20 protein-coding genes are annotated in these 21,882 nt (G+C 62.8%); 8 read left to right on the top strand and 12 right to left on the bottom strand.

Annotation, left to right across the window (positions count from 1 at the left end; genetic code table 11):
* Positions 1 to 93 precede the first annotated feature (93 nt).
* Genes XARJCFBP2528_RS12600 through rluD form a run of 3 tightly spaced genes read right to left on the bottom strand, consistent with a single transcriptional unit; the run spans position 94 to position 2,433 of the window.
* Positions 94 to 600, bottom strand: a complete 507-nt coding sequence (locus XARJCFBP2528_RS12600) for a DUF4166 domain-containing protein (RefSeq protein ID WP_047124837.1) — start codon at positions 598 to 600, stop codon at positions 94 to 96.
* 20 nt (positions 601 to 620) lie between these two features.
* Entirely contained in the window at positions 621 to 1,436 is an 816-nt protein-coding gene (gene pgeF / locus XARJCFBP2528_RS12595) for a peptidoglycan editing factor PgeF (RefSeq protein ID WP_016901275.1), read from the bottom strand.
* Position 1,437: 1 nt separating this feature from the next.
* Complete coding sequence (gene rluD, locus XARJCFBP2528_RS12590) at positions 1,438 to 2,433, bottom strand: 23S rRNA pseudouridine(1911/1915/1917) synthase RluD (protein ID WP_016901271.1); 996 nt, start codon at positions 2,431 to 2,433, stop codon at positions 1,438 to 1,440.
* Between the two features lie 120 nt (positions 2,434 to 2,553).
* Here rluD and XARJCFBP2528_RS12585 point away from each other — a divergent pair, with 120 nt between their 5' ends.
* Positions 2,554 to 3,435: an outer membrane protein assembly factor BamD gene (locus XARJCFBP2528_RS12585; protein ID WP_047124761.1), complete on the top strand. Its 882-nt coding sequence runs from the start codon at positions 2,554 to 2,556 to the stop codon at positions 3,433 to 3,435.
* A 337-nt stretch (positions 3,436 to 3,772) separates the two neighbouring features.
* Positions 3,773 to 4,759, top strand: a complete 987-nt coding sequence (locus XARJCFBP2528_RS12580; RefSeq protein ID WP_047124760.1) for a glycoside hydrolase family protein — start codon at positions 3,773 to 3,775, stop codon at positions 4,757 to 4,759.
* A gap of 9 nt (positions 4,760 to 4,768) precedes the next feature.
* Here XARJCFBP2528_RS12580 and XARJCFBP2528_RS12575 read toward each other — a convergent pair whose 3' ends face one another.
* Both XARJCFBP2528_RS12575 and XARJCFBP2528_RS12570 read right to left on the bottom strand, forming a co-directional pair.
* Positions 4,769 to 6,409, bottom strand: a complete 1,641-nt coding sequence (locus XARJCFBP2528_RS12575; RefSeq protein WP_047124759.1) for an NAD+ synthase — start codon at positions 6,407 to 6,409, stop codon at positions 4,769 to 4,771.
* Position 6,410: 1 nt separating this feature from the next.
* Complete coding sequence (locus XARJCFBP2528_RS12570) at positions 6,411 to 6,803, bottom strand: endonuclease domain-containing protein (protein ID WP_026064065.1); 393 nt, start codon at positions 6,801 to 6,803, stop codon at positions 6,411 to 6,413.
* A gap of 178 nt (positions 6,804 to 6,981) precedes the next feature.
* On the opposite strand from XARJCFBP2528_RS12570, the gene XARJCFBP2528_RS12565 reads away from it, so the two are divergent.
* Positions 6,982 to 7,311, top strand: coding sequence for a hypothetical protein (locus tag XARJCFBP2528_RS12565; RefSeq protein ID WP_047124758.1), 330 nt, complete (start codon positions 6,982 to 6,984; stop codon positions 7,309 to 7,311).
* Positions 7,312 to 7,387: 76 nt separating this feature from the next.
* Here the strand turns inward: XARJCFBP2528_RS12565 and sucD are convergent, their stop codons facing one another.
* Entirely contained in the window at positions 7,388 to 8,263 is an 876-nt protein-coding gene (gene sucD, locus XARJCFBP2528_RS12560; protein ID WP_047124757.1) for a succinate--CoA ligase subunit alpha, read from the bottom strand.
* Positions 8,264 to 8,287: 24 nt separating this feature from the next.
* Complete coding sequence (gene sucC / locus XARJCFBP2528_RS12555; RefSeq protein ID WP_047124756.1) at positions 8,288 to 9,457, bottom strand: ADP-forming succinate--CoA ligase subunit beta; 1,170 nt, start codon at positions 9,455 to 9,457, stop codon at positions 8,288 to 8,290.
* A gap of 235 nt (positions 9,458 to 9,692) precedes the next feature.
* On the opposite strand from sucC, the gene XARJCFBP2528_RS12550 reads away from it, so the two are divergent.
* Positions 9,693 to 11,306, top strand: a complete 1,614-nt coding sequence (locus XARJCFBP2528_RS12550) for a sensor histidine kinase (protein ID WP_047124755.1) — start codon at positions 9,693 to 9,695, stop codon at positions 11,304 to 11,306.
* Positions 11,307 to 11,498: 192 nt separating this feature from the next.
* Positions 11,499 to 12,893 (top strand): sigma-54-dependent transcriptional regulator, encoded by a 1,395-nt coding sequence (locus XARJCFBP2528_RS12545; protein WP_047124754.1) that lies wholly within the window; start codon positions 11,499 to 11,501, stop codon positions 12,891 to 12,893.
* Between the two features lie 128 nt (positions 12,894 to 13,021).
* On the opposite strand, the gene pilB is transcribed toward XARJCFBP2528_RS12545, so the two are convergent.
* From pilB to XARJCFBP2528_RS12520, 5 genes are all read right to left on the bottom strand, one after another.
* Entirely contained in the window at positions 13,022 to 14,755 is a 1,734-nt protein-coding gene (pilB, locus tag XARJCFBP2528_RS12540; protein WP_047124753.1) for a type IV-A pilus assembly ATPase PilB, read from the bottom strand.
* 149 nt (positions 14,756 to 14,904) lie between these two features.
* Entirely contained in the window at positions 14,905 to 15,504 is a 600-nt protein-coding gene (locus XARJCFBP2528_RS12535) for a class I SAM-dependent methyltransferase (protein ID WP_047124752.1), read from the bottom strand.
* Positions 15,505 to 15,514: 10 nt separating this feature from the next.
* A complete protein-coding gene (locus XARJCFBP2528_RS12530; protein WP_080959838.1) occupies positions 15,515 to 16,546 on the bottom strand; it encodes a glycosyltransferase in 1,032 nt (343 codons plus the stop codon).
* Positions 16,543 to 17,325, bottom strand: coding sequence for a glycosyltransferase family A protein (locus XARJCFBP2528_RS21675; protein WP_162200826.1), 783 nt, complete (start codon positions 17,323 to 17,325; stop codon positions 16,543 to 16,545). The genes XARJCFBP2528_RS12530 and XARJCFBP2528_RS21675 overlap by 4 nt, the downstream gene beginning before the upstream one ends.
* 16 nt (positions 17,326 to 17,341) lie before the next feature.
* Positions 17,342 to 17,722 (bottom strand): SMR family transporter, encoded by a 381-nt coding sequence (locus tag XARJCFBP2528_RS12520; RefSeq protein ID WP_052767997.1) that lies wholly within the window; start codon positions 17,720 to 17,722, stop codon positions 17,342 to 17,344.
* Positions 17,723 to 18,067: 345 nt separating this feature from the next.
* Between XARJCFBP2528_RS12520 and XARJCFBP2528_RS12515 the strand changes: the two genes are divergently transcribed.
* The 3 genes from XARJCFBP2528_RS12515 (at position 18,068) to XARJCFBP2528_RS12505 (ending at position 21,879) form a co-directional block, all read left to right on the top strand.
* A complete protein-coding gene (locus tag XARJCFBP2528_RS12515; protein ID WP_047124751.1) occupies positions 18,068 to 18,484 on the top strand; it encodes a pilin in 417 nt (138 codons plus the stop codon).
* Positions 18,485 to 18,539: 55 nt separating this feature from the next.
* A complete protein-coding gene (locus XARJCFBP2528_RS12510; RefSeq protein WP_146091317.1) occupies positions 18,540 to 20,507 on the top strand; it encodes a hypothetical protein in 1,968 nt (655 codons plus the stop codon).
* Between the two features lie 109 nt (positions 20,508 to 20,616).
* The gene (locus XARJCFBP2528_RS12505) at positions 20,617 to 21,879 is read left to right on the top strand and encodes a type II secretion system F family protein (RefSeq protein WP_047124749.1); all 1,263 of its coding nucleotides are present in this window, start codon (positions 20,617 to 20,619) and stop codon (positions 21,877 to 21,879) included.
* Positions 21,880 to 21,882 lie beyond the last annotated feature (3 nt).

The raw sequence follows: 21,882 nt of genomic DNA, 5'->3' as shown, positions 1-21,882 counted from the left end.
CTCCTACGGCCGGGCGGCTCCACGCGCGACGGCTTCGAGTGAGCAGGCTCCAACCGAGACGACTCCAGCTGAGACACGTCAACAAGCGGTGGATCAACGCGATTCAAGCCAGCCCTCGTAGCGAATGAACGGGCCGACCAGCGGCAAGTGCACGTCGACCAGGAATCCGTAACGCCCGGCGTCGGCATGCTCGCGGCAACGCACCTGCTCGAACCAGCGCGCAGGCAACCGGATCCAGCCCAATGCCCACACCCGCGTGGCCTGCCAGTACAGCGACTGCGCGTCGGCGCGCAGCGCGAATTCAAACCGCACCGCGCCCAGATGTTCGCGCAGGCGCGTGCCCTCGCGCCACAGGCGCGAATGCATCGGCAGGCCGCCAAACCGCCGATGCCAGCGCTCGCCTGTCGCGTCAGTGAGAAACTCCACTTCGACCTCCACCTCGCCACTGCGCGGCAAGCGGCTCAGCAGCGCCAGTAACGGGACCAGCGCATGCGTGCCGCGTTGAATCCTTGCCCGGCCGGCGAAGGTCTGCCGCTGCTGCACCGAATGCAGCGCGCGCACCGGCGCAGGCAGCTGCGTGAACGCGTCCTGCCCCAACACCTGCGCAAACAACGGCGTGCTCAGGGCGCGATCCAGGCAAGCGTGGCCATGCGTCCGCTGCGACGGTCGCGACGATGCGAGAAGAAACGTTGCGGCTCGGAGATGGTGCACAGCCCGCCGCCATGGATGGCGCTGGCCGGCACACCGGCATGCTCCAGGCGCTGACGCGCCAACGCATACAAGTCCACCCGCCAATGCCCCGGGCGGGTCGCAACAAACGCGCGTTGCGCCTGCGCATCGTGCGCGACGAAGGCGTTGAACACGTCTTCACCGATTTCATAGGCCTGCGGCCCCGCTGCCGGCCCCAACCATGCCAACACCTGCTGCGGCGGCGTGCGCATCGCCGCCACGCTGCGCTCCAGCATGCCGTCGGCCAGGCCGCGCCAGCCTGCATGCGCGGCGGCCACTTCGCTGCCATCGGCAGCGGCGAGCACGACCGGCAGGCAATCGGCGGTGAGGATCGCCAGCACCACGCCGGGCACGGCGGTTACCGCTGCATCGGCGACCGGTTCCTGCGCGCCTGGCGCGACAGTGCCCGCTGCAGGCGGCTGTTCGCCGCGCGCGAGCACGGGCGCGTCGACACGCAGCACTTCCACGCCATGCACCTGACGCAGCCACTGCGGGCTGCCGGGCAGTGCCAGCGCCTCGACCAGCAGCGCCCGGTTGCATTCCACCTGCTCCGGCACGTCGCCCTCGGCATTGTTGCGGTTGCCGAGGTTGAGCGTGTCGAACGGCGCCTGCGATTGGCCCAGGCCGTAACGCAGCGTGGTCAGCGCATGGATGCGCGGCGGCGCCGGCCAGTCGGCCGGCAGCACGAAGGGCGCGGCGGCGGCCACGTCAGCGGCGTGCCAGCTCGGCGGCGCGTGCGCTGTCTTCGCGCAGGGCCGTCATCAGCCGCTGCAGGTCGGCCGGCACCGGCGCGCTGGCGCGCACCGGTTCGCCGCTGACCGGGTGCAGGAATTCCAGGGTTTCGGCATGCAGCGCCTGGCGCTTGAAGGTGCGCAATTCGTGCACCAGTTCGTCGCTGGCGCCCTTGGGCAGCTTGAGCGCGCCGCCGTACAGCGGGTCGCCGACGATCGGCGATTTCAGATGCGCCATGTGCACACGGATCTGGTGGGTGCGCCCGGTTTCCAGCCGGCATTCCAGCGCGGTGTGCGCGCGGAAGCGCTCGCGCAGGCGGTAATGGGTGACCGCATCGCGGCCATCGTCGCGCACCGCCATCTTCAGCCGATCGCGCGGATGGCGGTCGATCGGCGCATTGGCGGTGCCACCGGAGACCAGCGCGCCCACCACCACCGCCAGGTACTGGCGATGCACATCGCGTGCGGACAGCTGTTCCACCAGCGCGGTCTGCGCCTGCACGGTGCGCGCCACCACCATCACGCCGCTGGTGTCCTTGTCCAGCCGGTGCACCACGCCGGCGCGCGGCACCGCCGCCAACGCCGGGTCGCGGAACAGCAAGGCGTTGACCAGGGTGCCGTCCGGATTGCCGGCGCCCGGGTGCACCACCAGCCCGGCCGGCTTGTCGATCACCAGCACCTGGTCGTCTTCGTACAACACGCTCAGCGGGATGTCCTGCGGGGCGGCGTGGGTCTGGGTTTCCAGCACCACCTGCACCTGCACGCTCTCGCCGCCGCGCAAGGTGTCGCGCGGGCGCGCCATTTCCCCGTTCAGCAGCGCATCGCCGGACTTGATCCACTCCGACAAGCGCGAGCGCGAGAATTCGGGGAACAGCTCGGCGAGCACCGCGTCGAAACGGCGCCCTGCGGCGTTGTCGGGCACGATGGCCTGGCGAATGGACGGGTCGAGGGGTTCGGCAGATGGGTCGGACATGGACACGGGCACTCAGGCAAAAGCGGAAATTTGGGGGTCCGGGCGGCGGGAGTCAGTCGCCGGACAGGCCACTAGGCTATCATCGCGCTCTCGTTTTCCTGATGCGTCCTGCCCAGACCCATGATCCGACGGTCCACGTTTTCCGCGCCTGTGCGCCTGATTGCCCTCCTGCTGGTCATGGCGTTCGTCGTCACCGGCTGCCACCGCGGCGCCAAGGACAAGAATCCCGACGAAGGCATGCCCGTCGAGCAGCTTTACGGCAAGGGCCACGGCCTGATGGAGAAAGGCAACTGGGCTGGCGCCGAAGCCAGCTACAAGCGCCTGATCGCCCAGTACCCGTACGGGCCGTACACCGAACAGGCGATGATCGAAACCGCCTACGCCCAGTACAAGGCCGGCAAGCACGACGACACCGTGTCCAGCGTCGACCGCTTCATCCGGACCTACCCGACCCATCGCAACATCTCCTATCTGTATTACCTGCGCGGGCTGGCCAACAGCAACCGCGACACGGTGTTCCTGCGCCGCGTGTGGTCGCTGGATCCGAGCCGTCGCGATCTGTCCTCGCCGCAGCAGGCCTACAACGACTTCAACACCGTCACCGACCGCTACCCGAACAGCCGCTATGCGCCGGATGCGCGCAAGCGCATGATCGAGCTGCGCGACGTGTTCGCCCAGCACGAGCTGGACAACGCGCTGTACTACCTGCGGCGCAATGCCTGGGTCTCGGCCGCCGGTCGCGCCAATTACCTCCTGGAAACCTATCCGCAGAGCGCCTACCAATACGACGCGGTGGCGGTGCTGGCCGAGGCCTACACCCACCTGGGTAACAAGACCCTGGCCGCCGATGCCCGCCGCGTGCTGGAGCTCAACAGCCCGCAGCATCCGTGGCTGACCGGCGACTGGCCGAAGTACCCGTGGGCCATCCGCAAGCTCAACCCGTTCGCCGGCGAGAAGTCCGCCGCCACCGGTCAGCGCAATGCACAGATGAGCCGCGACTGAGAGATCAGCCGCCGGTGTGATGAGAAGGGGCCGCAAGGCCCCTTTTTCATTGCGGCAATGCGGATGCGGCAACGCGCCTGTAGGCGGCGGCACGGCTGATTGCCGCAGGCGCTTGCGGTGCCTGAGGACGGCCACGTCCGATCGAGCGACAGATCGGCGATCCAGCATTACGTGCCCGCGTCCCACGCTACCTCGCACCGCCCGAGCGCGCCTGCCTGCGGCCGTTGCGCGCGCGTCGCCAGATCCGGCACCAGGTCACCGAACCGCGCCTGCGCGCTGCCTATACTGCACCTCGAAGAAGATCCGACTCCCCGCTGGCGCCCGCCCAGGAGGCCGCATGTCTGGCTGCATCGTCCCGCTCATGCTTAGCCTGTTGCTGGCGGCCATGACCACGACCGCCGCCGCGGCGCCCATCGTCTACGGCGTCAACGCCCACGACAACCGCCCCGGCTATCCCATGGCCCAGGCCGAGGCCCGCTTCACACTGCTGGCCGCGCGCAATCTGCGCAGCTACCGCTTCGATGTGGACCCGCGCGATTACGCAACGCTGGATGCGCTGGTCCCGCTGGCGCGCAAATACGGCATCACGCTGCGCCCGATGGTCTATCCGATGTCGCGCGAGATCGGCTACCAGCTGGCACGCCGCTATGCGGCCGACATCAAGGTCTGGGAGATCGGCAACGAACAGGATCTGGTGCGCGCCGAGGCCGATGCCCGCATTGCGGCAATGACCACGATGTACCTGGGCATGCGCCAGGCCTCCAACGAGCTGGGCGCCGGCCTGCGCTTCACCATCAACATCACCGCCTGCAACAGCGACGACCGCAGCGCCAGCGCGCGCTGCCCGGGCGATCGCAATGGCTCGCTGTGGTTCCTGGCCAAGGCCAAGGCGGCCGGCTTCGACTTCGACCATATCAGCTTCCACTACTATGCCTTCCACCAGGATGCCGGCTACTGGACCGAGTTGTATCTTGGCCAGCTGCGCACGGCCGCGCAGACCTACAACACACCGGTGTTCTTCAACGAGCTCAACTGTGCGGAGATCTACACCGGCAACACCACCGGCGGTGCGGAAGGCGACCGCGGCTGCTACGACAGCCTGGCGCAATTGTTACGCAACGTGCGCGACAACTACGCCGACGTGGTGTCCGAAGTGAACGTCTACGAATTGCTTGACCAGACCACCATCCAGGGCGCCGAAGGCCATTTCGGCCTGATGTACGACCTGACGCGTCCCAAGCCCACCCTGGACCTGCTCACCCGCTTCGCCCAGGCACCGGCCACCGCAGCGTTGGCCGGTCTGCCGGGGTACCGACCGGAATAGCCATTCGGGCTACTGCCCGGAGTACCCATTGGTGATCGGGTAACGCCGCTCGCGACCGAATGCGCGCCGCGACACCTTCGGCCCGGGCGCGGCCTGGTGGCGCTTCCATTCGTTGAGCCGCACCAGCCGCAGCACGTGTTCCACCGTATCGGCGGCGTAGCCGGCCGCGACGATGTCGTCGCGCGACTGTTCCTGGTCGACGTAGCGATACAGAATCCCGTCCAGCACATCGTACGGCGGCAGCGAATCCTGGTCGGTCTGGTTGTCGCGCAACTCGGCCGAGGGCGGGCGCGAAATCACGGCCGGCGGAATCACCGGCGCCCCGCCCACGGTATTGCGCCACTTGGCCAGGCCGAACACTTCGGTCTTGTACAGGTCCTTGAGCGGGGCGTAGCCGCCGCACATGTCGCCGTAGATGGTGGCGTAACCCACCGCGTACTCGCTCTTGTTGCCGGTGGTCAGCAGCAGCCCGCCGAACTTGTTGGACAGCGCCATCAGGATCACCCCGCGGCTGCGCGACTGCAGGTTTTCTTCGGTGATGTCCGGCTGGGTGCCTTCGAACATCGGCCCCAGCGCGGCGAGCAGCCCTTCGAACGCCGGCTCGATCGCGATGGTTTCCAGCTTGACGCCCAATGCGCGGCATTGCGCGTCGGCCAGATCGTTGGACAGATTGGCGGTGTAGCGCGACGGCAACCGCACCGCGGTGACGTTGTCGCCGCCCAGCGCATCGACCGCCATCGCCAGCACCAGCGCCGAATCGATGCCGCCGGACAGGCCCAGCCAGACCTTGCTGAAGCCGTTCTTGCGGCAATAGTCCTGCAGCCCGCGCACCACCGCGCGCCAGGCCAGTGCGTCCATGCTCTCGTCGCCATCGTCCACCCACACCACCGGGGTGAAGCTGCGCTCGCCGGCAGCGTAGTCCACCACCAGCCACTGATCGACGAAGGCGGCAGCGGCCGGATGCACGGTGCCGTCGCCATCTGCTACCACCGATGCACCATCGAACACCAATGCGTCCTGGCCGCCGACCACGTTGAGATAGGCGATCGCCGCCCCGCTCTCGCGGGTGCGCTCGGCCAGCAAGGCATCGCGCTGCGCGTGCTTGCCGCGCTCGTACGGCGAGGCATTGGGCACCAGCACCAGCTCGGCGCCGGCCTGTACGGTCCTGGCCAGCGGCTCGGCAAACCACAGATCCTCGCAGATCACCACGCCCACCTGCACGCCCTTGACCGTGACCACGCAGTTGTCGCCATCCGGATCCACGTCGAAATAGCGGCGCTCGTCGAACACCGCGTAGTTGGGCAATTCGCGCTTGCGATACGTTGCTTCGATACGCCCGTCGCGCAACACGCTGGCGGCGTTGTAGACCACGCTGCCGGCACTCTGCGGCCAGCCGACCACCGCCACGATCCCGCGCGTGCTGGCGGCGATGCGCGCCAGCGCTTCCTCGCAATGGGCGAGAAAACCCGGCCGCAACAGCAGATCTTCCGGCGGATAGCCGCTGATCGCCAGCTCGGGGAACAGCACGATATCGGCGCCGAATTCGTCGCGCGCGGCCGCGATGAAATCGACGATGCGATCGGTGTTCTGCGCCACCGCACCGACCGGGAAATCGAACTGCGCCATGGCGATGCGGAGGGTCTGGGACATGTCAACGGCCTTGTGGGTGTATTTTCCGAAGCACGGAAGCGGGGAAGGGAGAACGAGCCGCAAGCAGACCTCGCGCGATCATGTCGCAGACGTCGTCGCCACTCGCCAGAACCGCATTATTCCAGAAGCGCAGCACCTGGAAGCCCTCGCGGTGCAGGAAAGCATCGCGCGTGGCATCCGCGCCCGGCAGCAGGTGCTGGCTACCGTCGATTTCGACGATCAACGCCCGGGCAAGGCAGACGAAATCGACGATATAGGGCCCGATGGGGAACTGACGCCGGAATTTGAAGCCGAGCAGACGTCGATCGCGCAACCGATACCAAAGCGCGCGCTCGGCTGCTGTCATCTCACGACGCAGGTGCTTGGCGAATCCGGTCTTGGCGGCGTGGCGCATCGACATTCTCGGCAGGAGAGATGGCTACGGTGCTTGTGCCGCCCTGGTGGCGCTATCGGTGCTGATGGCGCTTTGGTGTCGGGAATCGCCGCGCGGGAAGCGCCCTCACCCCTGGCCCCTCTCCCGCAGGCGGGAGAGGGGATGTCGCGTCCTGCGGGGGTTGGGCAGCGGGAGTTCAATGACCGTGGTGTGCTCCGTCGATCTGGCGAGGAACGACCAACCCGACGTGCTTGAGAACATGACCGGGCTCCTGCTCTTGCTCTTGCTCTTGCTCCTGCTCTTGCTCCTGCTCTTGCTCCTGCTCTTGCTCCTGCTCCTGCTCCTGCTCCTGCTGTTGCTCCTGCTCCTGCTCCTGCTGTTGCTCCTGCTGTTGCTCCTGCTGTGGCTGTGGCTGTTGCTGTGGCTGTGGCTGTGGCTGTTGTTCTTGCTGTTGTTCTTGCTGTTGTTCTTGCTGTTGCTGTTGCTCCCTTCTCCCGCTTGCGGGAGAAGGTGCCCGAAGGGCGGATGAGGGGATGTTTCCAAACGCCCACAAAAAAGGCCGCCCGAAGGCGGCCTCTCACATCCCGCGCCTGCGCGCGACCTGCTTACTTCACCAGCGCAGCGATCGCCGCACCCAGATCGCCCGGCGAACGGACGGTCTTGACGCCAGCGGCTTCCATCGCCGCGAATTTGCCTTCGGCGGTGCCCTTTCCGCCCGATGCGATCGCACCGGCGTGGCCCATGCGCTTGCCGGCCGGCGCCGACGCACCGGCGATGAAGCCGACCACCGGCTTCTTCACGAACTGCTTGATGTACTCGGCGCCAGCTTCCTCGGCGTCGCCACCGATTTCGCCAACCATGATGATGCCTTCGGTCTGCGGGTCTTCGTTGAACAGCTTGAGGCAGTCGACGAAGTTCAGGCCGTTGATCGGGTCGCCGCCGATACCGATGCAGGTGCTCTGGCCCAGGCCCACTTCGGTGGTCTGCTTGACCGCTTCATAGGTCAGCGTGCCCGAACGCGACACGATGCCGATCTTGCCCGGCTTGTGGATGTGGCCCGGCATGATGCCGATCTTGCACTCGCCCGGGGTGATCACGCCGGGGCAGTTCGGCCCGATCAGCACGGTGTCCGGATGCGAGCGGGTCAGCACGTTCTTGACGCGCAGCATGTCCAGCACCGGGATGCCTTCGGTGATGCAGACGATGACCTTGATGCCGGCCGCGGCCGCTTCCAGGATCGCATCGGCCGCGTACGGCGGCGGCACGTAGATCACCGACGCGTCTGCGCCGGTGGCCTTGACGGCATCGGCCACGGTGTTGAACACCGGCAGGTCGATATGCGTGGTGCCGCCCTTGCCCGGCGTCACGCCGCCGACGACCTGGGTGCCGTACTCGATCATCTGAGTGGCGTGGAAGGTGCCCTGCTGGCCGGTGAAGCCCTGCACGATCACCTTGGTGTTCTTGTTAATCAAAACGGACATGGATAGTTCCTTCGGTGTCGTGAATCAGGCGGCGTTCTTGACAGCTTCGACGACCTTCTTGGCACCGTCGTTGATGTTGTCGGCCGGGATGATGGCCATGCCGCTGTCGCGCAGCAGCTGCTTGCCTTCTTCCACATTGGTGCCTTCCAGGCGCACCACGACCGGAACCTTGACGCCCACTTCCTTGACCGCCGCGATGATGCCCTCGGCAATCATGTCGCAGCGGACGATGCCGCCGAAGATGTTGACGAAGATGCCTTCGACCTTGTCCGAGGACAGGATCAGCTTGAACGCCTCGATGACGCGCTGCTTGTTGGCGCCGCCGCCCACGTCCAGGAAGTTCGCCGGCTCGCCGCCGTTGAGCTTGATGACGTCCATGGTGGCCATGGCCAGGCCGGCGCCGTTGACCATGCAACCGATGTTGCCGTCCATGGTGACGTAGTTGATGTCCAGCTCCGACGCGGTCACTTCGGTCTCGTCTTCCTGCATCTTGTCGCGCATGGCGATCAGCTGCTTCTGACGGAACGCGGCGTTGTCGTCGCTGTCGAACTTGCCGTCCAGCGCGTACAGGTTGCCGTCGTCCAGGATCGCCAGCGGGTTGATTTCAACCAGCGCCAGATCCTTTTCGTTGAACAGGCGATACAGGTTCACCATGATGCTGGCGAACTGGCCGGCCTGCTTGGCGGTCAGGCCGAGCTTGAAGCCGAAATCGCGGCCGTGGTAGCCCTGCACGCCTTCGACGAAATCGACGTTGAGCGAGTGGATCAGCTCCGGCGTTTCGGCGGCGACCTGCTCGATCTCCACGCCGCCCTCGCTGGAGGCGATGTAGGTGATGGTCTTGGTGCCGCGGTCGACCAGGATCGACAGGTACAGCTCCTTGACGATCTCGCCGGCGGTGGTCACCAGCACCAGGTTGATCGGCAGCTCGACGCCGGCGGTCTGGTAGGTGGACATCTTGGTGCCGAGCATCTTGGCCGCTGCGGCCTTCACGTCGTCGGTGGTCTTGCAAAACTTGACGCCGCCAGCCTTACCGCGACCGCCCGCGTGGATCTGCGCTTTCACCATCCAGGGGCCCTTGCCCAGGGAATTGGCGACTTCAACCGCTTCGTCCGGGGTCGCCGCGACCTTGCCGGCCGGAACGGGGATGCCGTACTCGGCAAGCAGCTGTTTTGACTGGTATTCGTGGAAATTCATGCGTCACCGTGGGAAAAGGAAACGACCGCTGCGTGCAACGCAGACCGCCAGGGCGGCACGTCAAGAGACGCGAACGGGCCGCCTATTGTGGCCGACCACGCCGTGCGGCGCAAAAGCCGGCCGGAGTGCCCCCCGTTGGCGGCGCTTGCGCCCGGCCCGGCCCAGCACCGTGCGCGAGCGCTGCGCGGGCCGTACACCTGCCTATACTCGCGGCTTGCTCCAGCGGGGAACCGGTTTGCCATCCAGCCCATCGCTTATCGACCGGATCCAGTCCGCGCCGCAGCGCGAGCTGTACTTCTTTTCGCTGTACCGGGTGCTGGTGGCCGGGCTGATCGCCGCACTGGTGTTCAGCCCCCTGTCCGACGCGATCCCGGAACCGCGCTACCCGCGCCTGGCGGCCGGTGTGGCGATCGGCTACCTGTCGATGGCCATCCCGCTGCTGTTCTGGGGCCGCAACGGGCGCCGCCTGACCGCCACCGTGCTGTGCGCGGTGATCGCCGACATCCTCGCCGCGACCCTGGCCACGCATGCGCTGCCCGGCGCCAGCGCCGGCATCGCGATGATGCTGCTGTTCAATGTCGCCGCCGCCTCGATCCTGCTGCGCCTGCGCTATGGCATGAGCATCGCGGTGCTGGCCAGCTTCGCCACCGTGCTCGAATACCTGTGGACGGTACTGGAAGGCGGCGGCGCCACCCGCCCGGTGGCCGAACTGGCGATGTTCGCCACCAGTTATGTCGCGGTGGCCTTCATCTGCGAACAGATCGCCTCGCGTGCGCGCCGCAATCAGGTGCTGGCCGAGGAGCGCGGCGCGCAGGTCGCCAATCTCTACGAGATCAACGAGCTGATCATCCGCCGCATGCGCACCGGCGTGCTGGTGGTCGATACGCACAACCGCATCACCCTGGCCAACGAGGCGGCGCTGGCGCTGCTCGGCGACGGCGACCAGCGCAATGCGCCGGTCGACCTGTCGCTGGCCGCGCTCACGCCCGAACTGTCGCGCCGCCTGCAGCGCTGGCGCAGCGGCTGGCGCCAGGAAGAAGCCCCGCTACAACTGGGCGCCGACCGCCCGGAAGTGCAGCCGCGCTTCGTGCGCCTGCTCGCCGACAGCGATCTGGTACTGGTGTTCCTGGACGATGCCAGCGTAGTGTCGCGGCGCGCCGAATCGCTCACGCTGTCGGCGATGGGGCGCTTTTCGGCCAGCCTGGCGCACGAGATCCGCAACCCGCTGGCGGCGATCAGCTACGCCTCGCAGTTGCTGGAAGAATCCCCGGACATCGGCGATGCCGACCGCCGCCTGCTGCAGATCATCCACCAGCAATGCCAGCGCACCAATGGCATCGTCGAAAGCGTGCTCGCGCTGGCCCGGCGCGAACGCGCCAACCCGGACAACCTGGATCTGGCCGCGTTCGTGCGCCGCTTCGTGGTCGAGTACCGGCAGACCCTGTCGATGGAAACCGACATCCTGGAAGCGAGCATTCAAGGCGCTTCCGTGCATGCCCTGGTCGACCCCAAGCATCTGCACCAGATCCTGACCGCGCTGGTCCACAACGCGCTCAAGTACGGCCGGGTCATGGACGAACCGGCGCGGGTGAAGCTGCGCGTGGAGCGCATGGAGCGCATGGCGGTGATCGACGTGGTCGACCGCGGCCCCGGCATCCCGGAGACGGTGGCCGCGCAACTGTTCCGCCCGTTCTATACCACCTCCGAACACGGCACCGGGCTGGGCCTGTATATCGCCCAGGAACTGTGCCGCGCCAACCAGGCGCAACTGGACTACGTGTCGGTGCCGGGCGGCGGCGCCTGTTTCCGGATCCTGTTGCAGGGGCCCAATAGCCTGCTCGGGAAATGAGCGGGACCGTTGCGTCACGCCTGCGACAAGCCAATGGCGCATCCGCCTGCAACGGCGCGGCGATCGTATGTCTGCGGCCAGCCGCTGCGCATCGTGCGTCCCGCCGCGCACCATTTCAGATCACGTGAATCGTCAGGCCCGGACTCGACCGGCAATTGTCGACTGTCATCGCCGTGGGCTATCGTGCGCCACATGAACGAACCGAAAAGTGCCCTGGTTGTCGATGACGAGCGTGACATTCGCGAACTGCTTGTTCTCACCCTGGGCCGGATGGGCCTGCGCATCAGCACCGCCGCCAACCTGGCCGAAGCGCGCGAGCTGCTGGCCAACAATCCCTACGACCTGTGCCTGACCGACATGCGCCTGCCAGACGGCAACGGCATCGAACTGGTCACCGAAATCGCCAAACACTATCCGCAGACCCCGGTGGCGATGATCACCGCGTTCGGCAGCATGGACCTGGCGGTGGAAGCCTTGAAGGCCGGCGCCTTCGACTTCGTCAGCAAGCCGGTGGACATCAGCGTGCTGCGCGGCCTGGTCAAGCACGCGCTGGAACTGAACAACCGCGACCGCCCCGCCCCGCCACCGCCGCCGCCGGAACAGGCCAGCCGCCTGCTCGGCGATTCCAGTGCGATGGAAAGCCTGCGCGCCACCATCGGCAAGGTCGCGCGCAGCCAGGCGCCGGTCTACATCGTCGGCGAATCCGGCGTAGGCAAGGAGCTGGTCGCGCGCACCATCCACGAACAAGGCGCACGCGCGGCCGGCCCGTTCGTGCCGGTCAACTGCGGCGCCATCCCCGCCGAACTGATGGAAAGCGAATTCTTCGGCCACAAGAAAGGCAGCTTCACCGGCGCACATGCCGACAAGCCAGGCCTGTTCCAGGCCGCGCATGGCGGTACGCTGTTTCTGGACGAAGTGGCTGAATTACCGCTGCAGATGCAGGTCAAACTGCTGCGCGCCATCCAGGAAAAATCGGTGCGCCCGGTCGGCGCCTCCACCGAATCACTGGTGGACGTGCGCATCCTCTCGGCCACCCACAAGGACCTCGGCGACCTGGTCTCGGACGGCCGCTTCCGCCACGACCTGTACTACCGCATCAACGTGATCGAACTGCGCGTCCCGCCCCTGCGCGAACGCAGCGGCGACCTGCCACAACTGGCCGCGGCCATCATTGCGCGCCTGGCACGCAGCCACGGCCGCCCGATTCCGCTACTGACCCAGTCCGCGCTCGACGCGCTGGACCAGTACGGCTTCCCGGGCAATGTGCGCGAGCTGGAAAACATCCTCGAACGCGCGCTGGCCCTGGCCGAAGACGACCAGATCAGCGCCACCGACCTGCGCCTGCCCGCCCACGGCGGCCATCGCCTCGCCGCCAGCCCAGGCAGCGCCGCCGTCGAACCCCGCGAAGCGGTGGTGGACATCGACCCCGCCTCGGCCGCCCTGCCCTCCTATATCGAGCAACTGGAACGCGCCGCGATCCAGAAGGCGCTGGAAGAAAACCGCTGGAACAAGACCAGAACCGCCGCGCAGCTGGGCATCACGTTTCGAGCGCTGCGCTACAAGTTGAAGAAGTTGGGGATGGAGTGAGGGGTGGGTGGCGCTAACGGACCTCCCTTCTCCCCTCGGGAGAAGGTGCCCGAAGGGCGGATGAGGGTACGTCGGCACAGCCGCCACAACCTTTCAACACTTAGTCAACGACAGAACAGGGCAACCACTCAATCCTTGGTCACCCGATTGATCTCAGCCAGGCTCGTGACCCCATGTGCCGCCTTGACCAGCGCCGACTGCCGCAAATCGCGGATGCCGATTCTCTGCGCCGCCTCGGCGATCTGCATCGCGTTGCCGCCTTCCAGCACGATCGCACCGATTTCGTCGGTCATCGGCATCACCTGGTAGATACCGGTACGGCCCTTGTAGCCTTCGGTGCATTCGTCGCAGCCCACCGCCTCGTACAGCTCGATACCAGCGATCTGCTCTGCAGTGAACCCTTCCGCCAGCAACGCATGCTCGGGCAACGTCGATCTGCGCTTGCAGTTGTTGCACAACCGCCGCGCCAGACGCTGCGCGATGACCAAGGTCACCGACGAAGTGATGTTGTACGGCGCAATGCCCATGTTCATCAGACGCGCAATGGTCTGCGGCGCATCGTTGGTGTGCAGCGTCGACAACACCATGTGGCCGGTCTGCGCCGCCTTGATCGCAATCTCGGCCGTCTCCAGGTCGCGGATTTCGCCGACCATGATGATGTCAGGATCCTGGCGCAGGAACGAGCGCAACGCAGCCGCGAAGGTCATGCCGCGCTTGACGTTCTGCTGCACCTGATTCACGCCAGGCAAGCGGATTTCAACCGGATCCTCAGCCGTGGAGATGTTGCGCGTCTCGTCGTTGAGGATGCCCAGCGCCGTATACAACGACACCGTCTTGCCCGAACCGGTCGGCCCGGTCACCAGCACCATGCCGTAGGGCTTGTGGATCGCATCCAGAAACAGCTTCTGCTGATCCGCCTCATAGCCCAGCTTCTCGATCCCCAGCTTGGCCGCACTGGCGTCCAGGATACGCAACACCACCTTCTCGCCGAACAGGGTCGGCAAGGTACTCACACGGAAGTCGATCTGCTTGGTCTTGGACAGGTTGAGCTTGATACGCCCGTCCTGCGGCACCCGCTTCTCGGCGATATCCAGCTGCGACATCACCTTCAAGCGCGCCGCGATGCGCTGGCTCAGCTTCACCGGCGCCTTGGCCACATTCTTCAACAACCCATCGATGCGCAACCGCACCCGGTAATCGTCTTCATACGGCTCGAAATGGATGTCGGAGGCTCCCCGCCGAATCGCATCCACCAGTACCTTGTTGACGAACTTCACCACCGGCGTGTCGTCGCCCTTGGCATCGACCCCGGAATCCCCGCCGGCGCCCATGTCCTCGTCCCCGGAGGAGACATCCAGATCCCCCATGTCGTCATCGTCGTCACCGAGCGACGAGCCGAGCGCCGCATTGCTCGCCTGCCACTGCTCCAAGGTACGACGGATCTGGTCCTCATCGACCAGGATTGGCTCCACCACCAGATTGGTGTGGAACTTGATATCGTCCAGCGCCCTGGTCTGGGTTGGGTTGCTCACCCCCACGAACAACCGGTTCCCGCGCTTGAACAGCGGCAGCACCTGGTACTTTTGGAGCAACTCTTCGCTGACCAGCTTGACCGCGTTCTGGCTGGCGTCGAACACCGACACATCCATCAGCGGCATACCGAACTCAACCGCATTGGCTGCGGCGAGCTGAGATGCAGTGACCAACTTTTTCTCCGAGAACCACTGCGGCAACGGCACTTTAGCGGTAGCGGCCTGATCCATCGCCGTACGCGCAGCGCCTTCATCCAAAGCACCGTCCTGCACAAGGCGGCGGGCGATGCCGGTGATACCAACCAAGTTGGCAGTGACGACGCTATTCATAGATTACTACCCCTAATTTCTTTGCACCTATGGTATCCCGGCACTGGCAGCAACGGATGTATACCCGACCAGCCTAGCCACTCGCATCCCCGCAGTCTTGCAATACTTGAAAACATCTTTGGATCAACCCCTCACCAGCACTTGCGCTTCTAGACATCACGCACGTAGAGCGCCTGTATTTCATGATGTGTAAACCAATCGCCTAGCCAGCGCTTATCGAACGGAAAATAGCGCAAGGTTTGCAACTTGAAACCTGCTGCGGCCACCAGCTCTGAGCCCGAAAGAAATTGGCTATCGATGAATGTCAAATGTGTGGGATCGCTGCGAAAACCCGCCTTGCCTGGCACGATCACCAGCAGTCTTTGTACGCCCAAACGACGAGCTGCCCGAGCCAAATTGCTGAAAATCGCTGCCGGCGCCTCAAGGTGCTCCAGCACGTGACTAACCACCATCGATTCGAACCGAATCGAATCGGGAATAACGCTCAACTGCCAGTTATCAGCGAAACCGTCATAGTGATCCACCACAAGACCCCGGCGGCGGCAATACGCAACCGTTGCACCGTTGTACTCCAGCCCCCTGGATCCTTCGGGCAGTCTTCCAAGCAACTCCCCTACGCCACAGCCGAAATCCAGCGTCGGGCCACGCAGCAAAGATTGCGCACTGCGCAGGTAGATCTTGCGCACCAGCTTCCTCAGCGGTGCGCGATCGGTCTGATAGCTGGTGTAGCGCTCATCGAACTCAGTCACGCACCACTCCTCACCCCTTTTTCTTATTGACTAGCAGGTGCAATGTCCGCGATGGCACTGCGGCGATGTCGTACGCAAGGAAACCTAGAACGAGCTGGATTCCCACGATCACCTGCAGCGCTGCGAGCATTACGCTACCGGCAGAACTGAAATACCCCGTCTGTGCCGATTGCAGCCAGAAGAACACACCTGTCGCTGCGCCGGAGAACAGAAAAAGTACGCCTGCAACCAGCTCCAACGATGCAAGGGACAGGTCGCGCAAGAAGTAGTTGTAGAAGATCCGCTTTCCAAAATTGCGTAGGTGGCGGACAGCGAAGTCCAGGACAATCTTGCGCACACTCAGGTTGCTGACCTCGTCGCCATACCGTGCATCCATCGGTACATCGACCACCACTGCACGGATGGTATTCAAGCGAAACAGCATGTCGCTTTCGAAAAAGTACCGGCGGCTGATCTTGTCCAGCGGCATGCGTGCCACCACGCTCGCATGCACGGCCGTGTAGCCATTGGTCGGATCGAAAATGTCCCAGTACCCGGAGGAAAGCTTGGTCAAAAAAGACAGCGCGGCGTTGCCGATGATCCGTAGCTTCGGCATCCGGCCGATCTGCGCCAGGTCGTAGAACCGGTTGCCCTTGGTGTAATCGGCCTCGCCTCGAACGATCGGCCCGATCAGCTCCGGCAACGCATCCGGATCCATCTGACCGTCGCCGTCCATCTTCACGATGATTTCCATACCATCGGCAACCGCCGCCCGATAACCAGTTATGGCGGCCCCTCCGACACCCAGGTTGGAGGGATTGCGGCACACCACCACCCGCGGATCCGCACAGCGCTGCTCCACCCAGGCACCACTGGCGTCGGGGCAATGATCGTCGACCACATAGATACGTTCAACCTGCACGGGAATGGCCGCCAGCACATCGAGCACCTTGTTCCTGACCCGGTAGCAGGGAATGACAACCGCCAGGCGCACCTCGAACCTGGCCTCGTCGGCGCCGGGCAATGCATTGGTGGCGTATTGCACTGCAGCCTGCATCTTCATCCACCGGTGCTGTAGGAGAGACGATAGACGCGCGCTAACAACGCGGCGACCGCGCGCGGCCAGAAGCGTTGGAACATCATCAGATCCTCCGTGGCACGCATGCCCGACAGCACCCCGTCGCTGGTCGTGCTTGCGGCATGCACACGGTGCAGCATCGCGACCCTTCGCACACGCACGAACGGCCCTTGCTGATCGGCTGCGCGCGTCCACGCGTCCCAATCCAGGTTCAGCCGGAGATCTTCGCGAAAAACGCCCCAGCCGGCGTCCTTGCGGACGGTCACCGAGGGGCATGGCACTGCGCAGCCGAACATCAATAGCCGCCGCTTCGATGCCCTGGACCGGATCATCCCTGTTCCAAGAAACGCGATCTCCTGCAAGACCCGCTTGACTGCCAGCATCGGTGTCATCACGCGCTGCTGCTCGCCAGCCAGTTCGCCATAACCGGTCATGACCAACACCGCGCCAGGCTCTTGCGCAATGGCGGCCTTGGTCTCGCCTGCGAAGTCGGGCAGATAGACGTCGTCCTGATGTGCCAAGGTGACCCAGCGCGCAGCTGCCACGCCCAGCGCCAGATTCCAGTCGTGGCCGATGCCCCGCTGCGCCTGATGGTGCACCACCAATCTGGCCCCATAGCGCGCCGCCAACAATTCGACTTGCGGGCTCGGCGTGGAGGTGCTGATCCAGATAGGCGATGGCGACCACTGCGCTGCCAGCGAGCGCAGACAGGCATCCAGATAAGGCGAATCGCCATAGGCTGGCACCACGAACGCATGATCCACTTCGCCTGACATCTCGTCAGCCCGCCTGCGCGGTGAGCGAAACCAGCGCTACGCCTGTGGAGATCAACACCAACCCCACCCACTGCCAGGGCGTCAGTCGCTCCCCATAGAGCAACCAGCTGAGCAGGGCCAACAACAGATAGAAGAACGCGCCAGAAATCGCAAATGCCACGCCGAGCTTGACCTGGCGGACCACCAACATCCAAACGATGAATCCGATGCCCTGGACTGCCACTGCCGTGATCACACTGGGCGACAGCACCGCCGCCGCCAACCACGCCCGCCCGGTCGGCGCCGGCGTCCGCGCAGCGATCTGAGTCAATCCATGCTTTACCAGCAACTGGCTCCCGATAGTGGAGCACGTCACAAAAAAAATTAGAGGTATTTCACGTATCATCGCATTGCCGCGTTCGGGATGGGGCCTGACCGCGCATCGAATGCCTGCGTGTCGTCGTGAACAGCATAAGTGCTGCGAACCGACCGCACCACTTGCGCAAATCAGCCAGAAAGAGTGACAAATTTGGTCACCCTCTGACCCATTTGGTCGCCGCGCAGAGCTGCAGTTACGGAAGAGTTCGCCTGAGCGCTTGTTAAACGGCAAGGTGCGAGAGTTGGCACGTCCTTTGCTTTGATCAACACGTGGTGGTCACGCACAGCCACGGCCCGATCCCTGCCGCGCAGGGCAAGGGTCACCGAAGTGCTCTCATCCAGTCCCAATCCAATCCAAGCCAAGGTCGAATCAATGAAAAAGAATATGCAGCAGGGCTTCACCCTGATCGAACTGATGATCGTGATCGCCATCATCGCCATCCTGGCCGCCATCGCGCTGCCGGCCTACTCCGACTACACCAAGAAAGCCAAGGTCTCGGAAGCCGTGCTGGCCGCCTCGTCTGGACGCACTAGCATTTCCGAATATGTCGCCGCAAACAATGGCAGTTGCCCGTCTAGCAGCATCCTTGAAACCCAGTCCTCGGCTTATGTGACCGGCGTTAGCAATAGCGGCTGCGTGATTACCGCAGTTAGCAAGGTCCCGGGCGCAGAAGGCAGCATCATCCTGACTGGTACAGTGAATCCGTCGACGTTCCAAGTCGATTGGACCTGCGGCGGCAGTGTCAATACTAAGTTTCGCCCGGGCTCCTGCCAGGGCACCAAGCAGTAATCGAATTGTTTAGCAGAAACCCCGGGGAACCGGGGTTTTTTTATTGGACAGGAAAATGCCACCCCATTTCAACCGCATCAATCCAATTTTTCTGCTATTGAGCGCGATGTTATTGGCCGCGGCTATCTACTGGCCCGGATTGAGCGGTCCATTCCTGATGGACGATCAACAGCATCTACTACTTGTTCAATCATGGCACCAAGGACATATTGGTTTCTGGGACATGGCTGCAGGCAACGGCAACTGGCTATTTCATCGATCCCTCGCCATGGCAAGCCTAGCACTGAATGTCGTCATCGGGGGAGACTCAAGCTTTTCTCTCAAGCTCGGTAATTTACTGGGACACCTTATCTGTGCTGGGGTTGCATTTGGCTTGTTTCGCCAACTGCTAGCCTTTGATAAAAATTTATCAAGCAATACTGGCTTGGTTGCCGCACTGATTTGTGGGTTGTGGTTATTGCATCCAATCAATGCAAGCACTGTGCTGTACGTTGTACAGCGAATGAGCGAGATCGCCGCTATCTTTCCGTTGCTCGGGGTGGCGCTGTACGTGCTTGTCCGACAACGCATGCTGGCAGATAAAATATCGGCGATCAAATCACTGTTCTTGTTGTTTTTTTGCATTCCTGCGCTGACATTACTAGGTATACAGGGCAAGCAGAGCGCCGTAGTACTGGTTGGTCTGTGCCTAGTCGTGGAGATAGGTTGGTTTCAGGAGCCTCGTGAGTGGAACTGGGTCCTGAAGAGCTTTTACATTTTTTTTGTTGTCATGCCGCTGGTGATATTGCCGTTTGCACTTTATCACTACTGGCACTCACTCGAAGCAGCGATGCTCGAATGGGGAATGACGCCGTCCGAGAGACTGCTTACTGAACCGCGCGTGCTCTGGCAGTATCTGCATATGCTGGTAGTTCCGTACTCGCCCGCAATGGGGATCTACAATGACGACTTCGTCATATCACATGGTCTGCTCACACCCATCTCGACCCTGCTTTCGATAGTTGGACTGATCACAGTCAGCGCTTTTGCTTGGAACGTACGCAAGCGCCTACCAGCAACCTTTGTCGGATGGTTTTGGTTTTTGGTAGCGCACTCCGTTGAAGCAAGCATTGTTCCTATCGAGCTCTATTACGAGCATCGCAATTACCTGCCGCAATTTGGCTTGTGGCTCATGCTCATAGACCTTGTCGCCGCTGCATTACGCCATTTGAAAAAATCCGAGATAAAAGTCAAAGTTTTAGGCAACACTCTTGCATGCGGCTTTATCGCAGTGCTGGCCTTTCAAACATGGTCCAAAGCAATGGTTTGGCAAACCTCGCTTGGCATTAGCCTTGCAGCGGTGGAAACCCACCCCAACTCTGCCAGAGCTCATGTCGCATTCGGCTTTGCTGCCATGCAAGCCGGGCTAGTTGGAGAAACCTACCAAGCCTTTGATCAGTTAGCCGCCAACCCGGACCCCGCGCTTGCTGCGATAGGAAAAGTGGAACTGACTGTGCTGAACTGCCACCTGAAGCGCGACAGCGATCCAGAACTGTTACAACAGGCCGGACAGCAATCGGCTGCCTTCATCAACCCCGTCATGCCCTATGCGATATCCAACCTTCTAGAGGTCCATGCGCGTGGAGGTTGCGGTCGAGTCACAGCAAAAACGATCGCTCGGACGATCGAAGCAATGCTTGCAAACGCAACAATGCAGCGTGAATCCTCTCAAGCAATATGGACACTCCGCTACAACGCTGCTCTTGCCTACGACCAGGCTGGTGACTGGCGTAGCGCTTTGAAGCAAACCAGAATTGCTTGGCCCAACAGCCCCGATCCTACAATCGCTTTGTTTCATGTAAGGCTTTTACTCAAAGCGGATGACCTTAATGCCGCAAAGAACGCGTTTTGGGATGTCATGCGGCGCGCTCGCTACACGCGGGTGAGCGAGCTTGAGAACGCGTCGCGCGGCACCGCATTACGCGCAATTCTCAAGGAAATCAATGATTACGCCGCAAGGAACGGTGCCCAAGAATTGAACTGAACCAGCGGAAGGCAGCCGATTGGATCAGGACAGCGATCATGTCAGCAAATGCGTAAACCGCTATCATCATAGGTGTACCGGCATGGGGTGTCGGTGGGGAGACTTCGCAATGTCCGCAGTTAGCAGAACGGTGAAAAAGGGGACCAAGCCGGTCAGCCGCGCCAACGCGATGACCATGTTCGTGTGGGAGGGGACAGACAAACGCGGCATCAAGATGAAGGGAGATGAGCTCGCTCGCAATGCCAACATGTTGCGTGCAGAGCTACGGCGGCGTGGGATCATACCAACTGTCGTCAAGACCAAGCCCAAGCCACTATTCGGTGCGGCAGGCAAACCCATCAAAGCCAAGGAGATCGCGTTCTTCAGTCGACAGATGGCCACCATGATGAAGTCTGGCGTGCCCATCGTGGGCTCCCTCGAAATCATCGGCGAGGGTGCCAAGAACCCTCGCATGAGAAAAATGGTTGGCGAAATCCGCACCGACATTGAGGGAGGCTTATCCCTCAACGAGGCTGTCAGCAAGCATCCAGTACAGTTTGACGAGCTCTACCGCAATTTGGTGAGGGCGGGCGAGAGCGCAGGTGTGCTTGATACTGTCTTAGACACGGTGGCGACCTATAAGGAGAACATTGAGGCGCTCAAAGGGAAGATCAAGAAGGCGCTGTTCTATCCTGCAATGGTGATGGCCGTAGCTTTGATAGTCAGTTCTATCTTGCTGATTTGGGTGGTCCCGCAGTTCGAAACCGTGTTCTCTAGCTTCGGTGCGGAACTACCGGCGTTTACCCAAATGATCGTTAACCTGTCGCGATTCATGGTCTCCTGGTGGTTCCCGATGCTGCTGGTTGCCATCGGGTCGGCCATTGGCTTGGTCATGGCTTACAAGCGTTCGCCGAAGATGCAGCATCTATTCGACCGGTTGATCCTGAAAGTGCCAGTCATTGGCAAGATCATGCATGACAGTGCCATTGCAAGATTCGCACGCACTACTGCGGTGACCTTCAAGGCCGGTGTTCCATTGGTGGAAGCGTTGAGCATCGTCGCCGGGGCCACAGGCAATAAGGTGTATGAAGAGGCTGTGCTGCGCATGCGCGATGACGTGTCTGTCGGTTATCCCGTTAACATGGCAATGAAACAGGTCAATCTCTTTCCACACATGGTGATCCAGATGACCGCAATCGGCGAAGAGGCTGGCGCACTCGACGCCATGTTGTTCAAGGTGGCTGATTATTACGAGCAAGATGTGAACAATGCAGTGGATGCCTTGAGTAGCTTGCTTGAGCCGATGATCATGATCTTCATCGGCACCATCGTAGGCGGCATGGTCATCGGCATGTATCTTCCGATCTTCAAACTCGGCGCAGTGGTTGGATAAGAC

Source organism: Xanthomonas arboricola pv. juglandis (assembly GCF_001013475.1).
Lineage (GTDB): Bacteria > Pseudomonadota > Gammaproteobacteria > Xanthomonadales > Xanthomonadaceae > Xanthomonas > Xanthomonas arboricola.
This window is presented reverse-complemented; position numbering and strand designations above follow the sequence as displayed.

Bases quoted from the DNA above. Each gene is read 5' to 3' on its own strand.
- rluD (WP_016901271.1), bottom strand. From the start codon at position 2,433: ATGTCCGACCCATCTGCCGAACCCCTCGACCCGTCCATTCGCCAGGCC.
- XARJCFBP2528_RS12585 (WP_047124761.1), top strand. From the start codon at position 2,554: ATGATCCGACGGTCCACGTTTTCCGCGCCTGTGCGCCTGATTGCCCTC.
- XARJCFBP2528_RS12580 (WP_047124760.1), top strand. From the start codon at position 3,773: ATGTCTGGCTGCATCGTCCCGCTCATGCTTAGCCTGTTGCTGGCGGCC.
- XARJCFBP2528_RS12575 (WP_047124759.1), bottom strand. From the start codon at position 6,409: ATGTCCCAGACCCTCCGCATCGCCATGGCGCAGTTCGATTTCCCGGTC.
- XARJCFBP2528_RS12570 (WP_026064065.1), bottom strand. From the start codon at position 6,803: ATGCGCCACGCCGCCAAGACCGGATTCGCCAAGCACCTGCGTCGTGAG.
- XARJCFBP2528_RS12565 (WP_047124758.1), top strand. From the start codon at position 6,982: ATGACCGTGGTGTGCTCCGTCGATCTGGCGAGGAACGACCAACCCGAC.
- sucD (WP_047124757.1), bottom strand. From the start codon at position 8,263: ATGTCCGTTTTGATTAACAAGAACACCAAGGTGATCGTGCAGGGCTTC.
- sucC (WP_047124756.1), bottom strand. From the start codon at position 9,457: ATGAATTTCCACGAATACCAGTCAAAACAGCTGCTTGCCGAGTACGGC.
- XARJCFBP2528_RS12545 (WP_047124754.1), top strand. From the start codon at position 11,499: ATGAACGAACCGAAAAGTGCCCTGGTTGTCGATGACGAGCGTGACATT.
- pilB (WP_047124753.1), bottom strand. From the start codon at position 14,755: ATGAATAGCGTCGTCACTGCCAACTTGGTTGGTATCACCGGCATCGCC.
- XARJCFBP2528_RS12530 (WP_080959838.1), bottom strand. From the start codon at position 16,546: ATGAAGATGCAGGCTGCAGTGCAATACGCCACCAATGCATTGCCCGGC.
- XARJCFBP2528_RS12520 (WP_052767997.1), bottom strand. From the start codon at position 17,722: ATGATACGTGAAATACCTCTAATTTTTTTTGTGACGTGCTCCACTATC.
- XARJCFBP2528_RS12515 (WP_047124751.1), top strand. From the start codon at position 18,068: ATGAAAAAGAATATGCAGCAGGGCTTCACCCTGATCGAACTGATGATC.
- XARJCFBP2528_RS12510 (WP_146091317.1), top strand. From the start codon at position 18,540: ATGCCACCCCATTTCAACCGCATCAATCCAATTTTTCTGCTATTGAGC.
- XARJCFBP2528_RS12505 (WP_047124749.1), top strand. From the start codon at position 20,617: ATGTCCGCAGTTAGCAGAACGGTGAAAAAGGGGACCAAGCCGGTCAGC.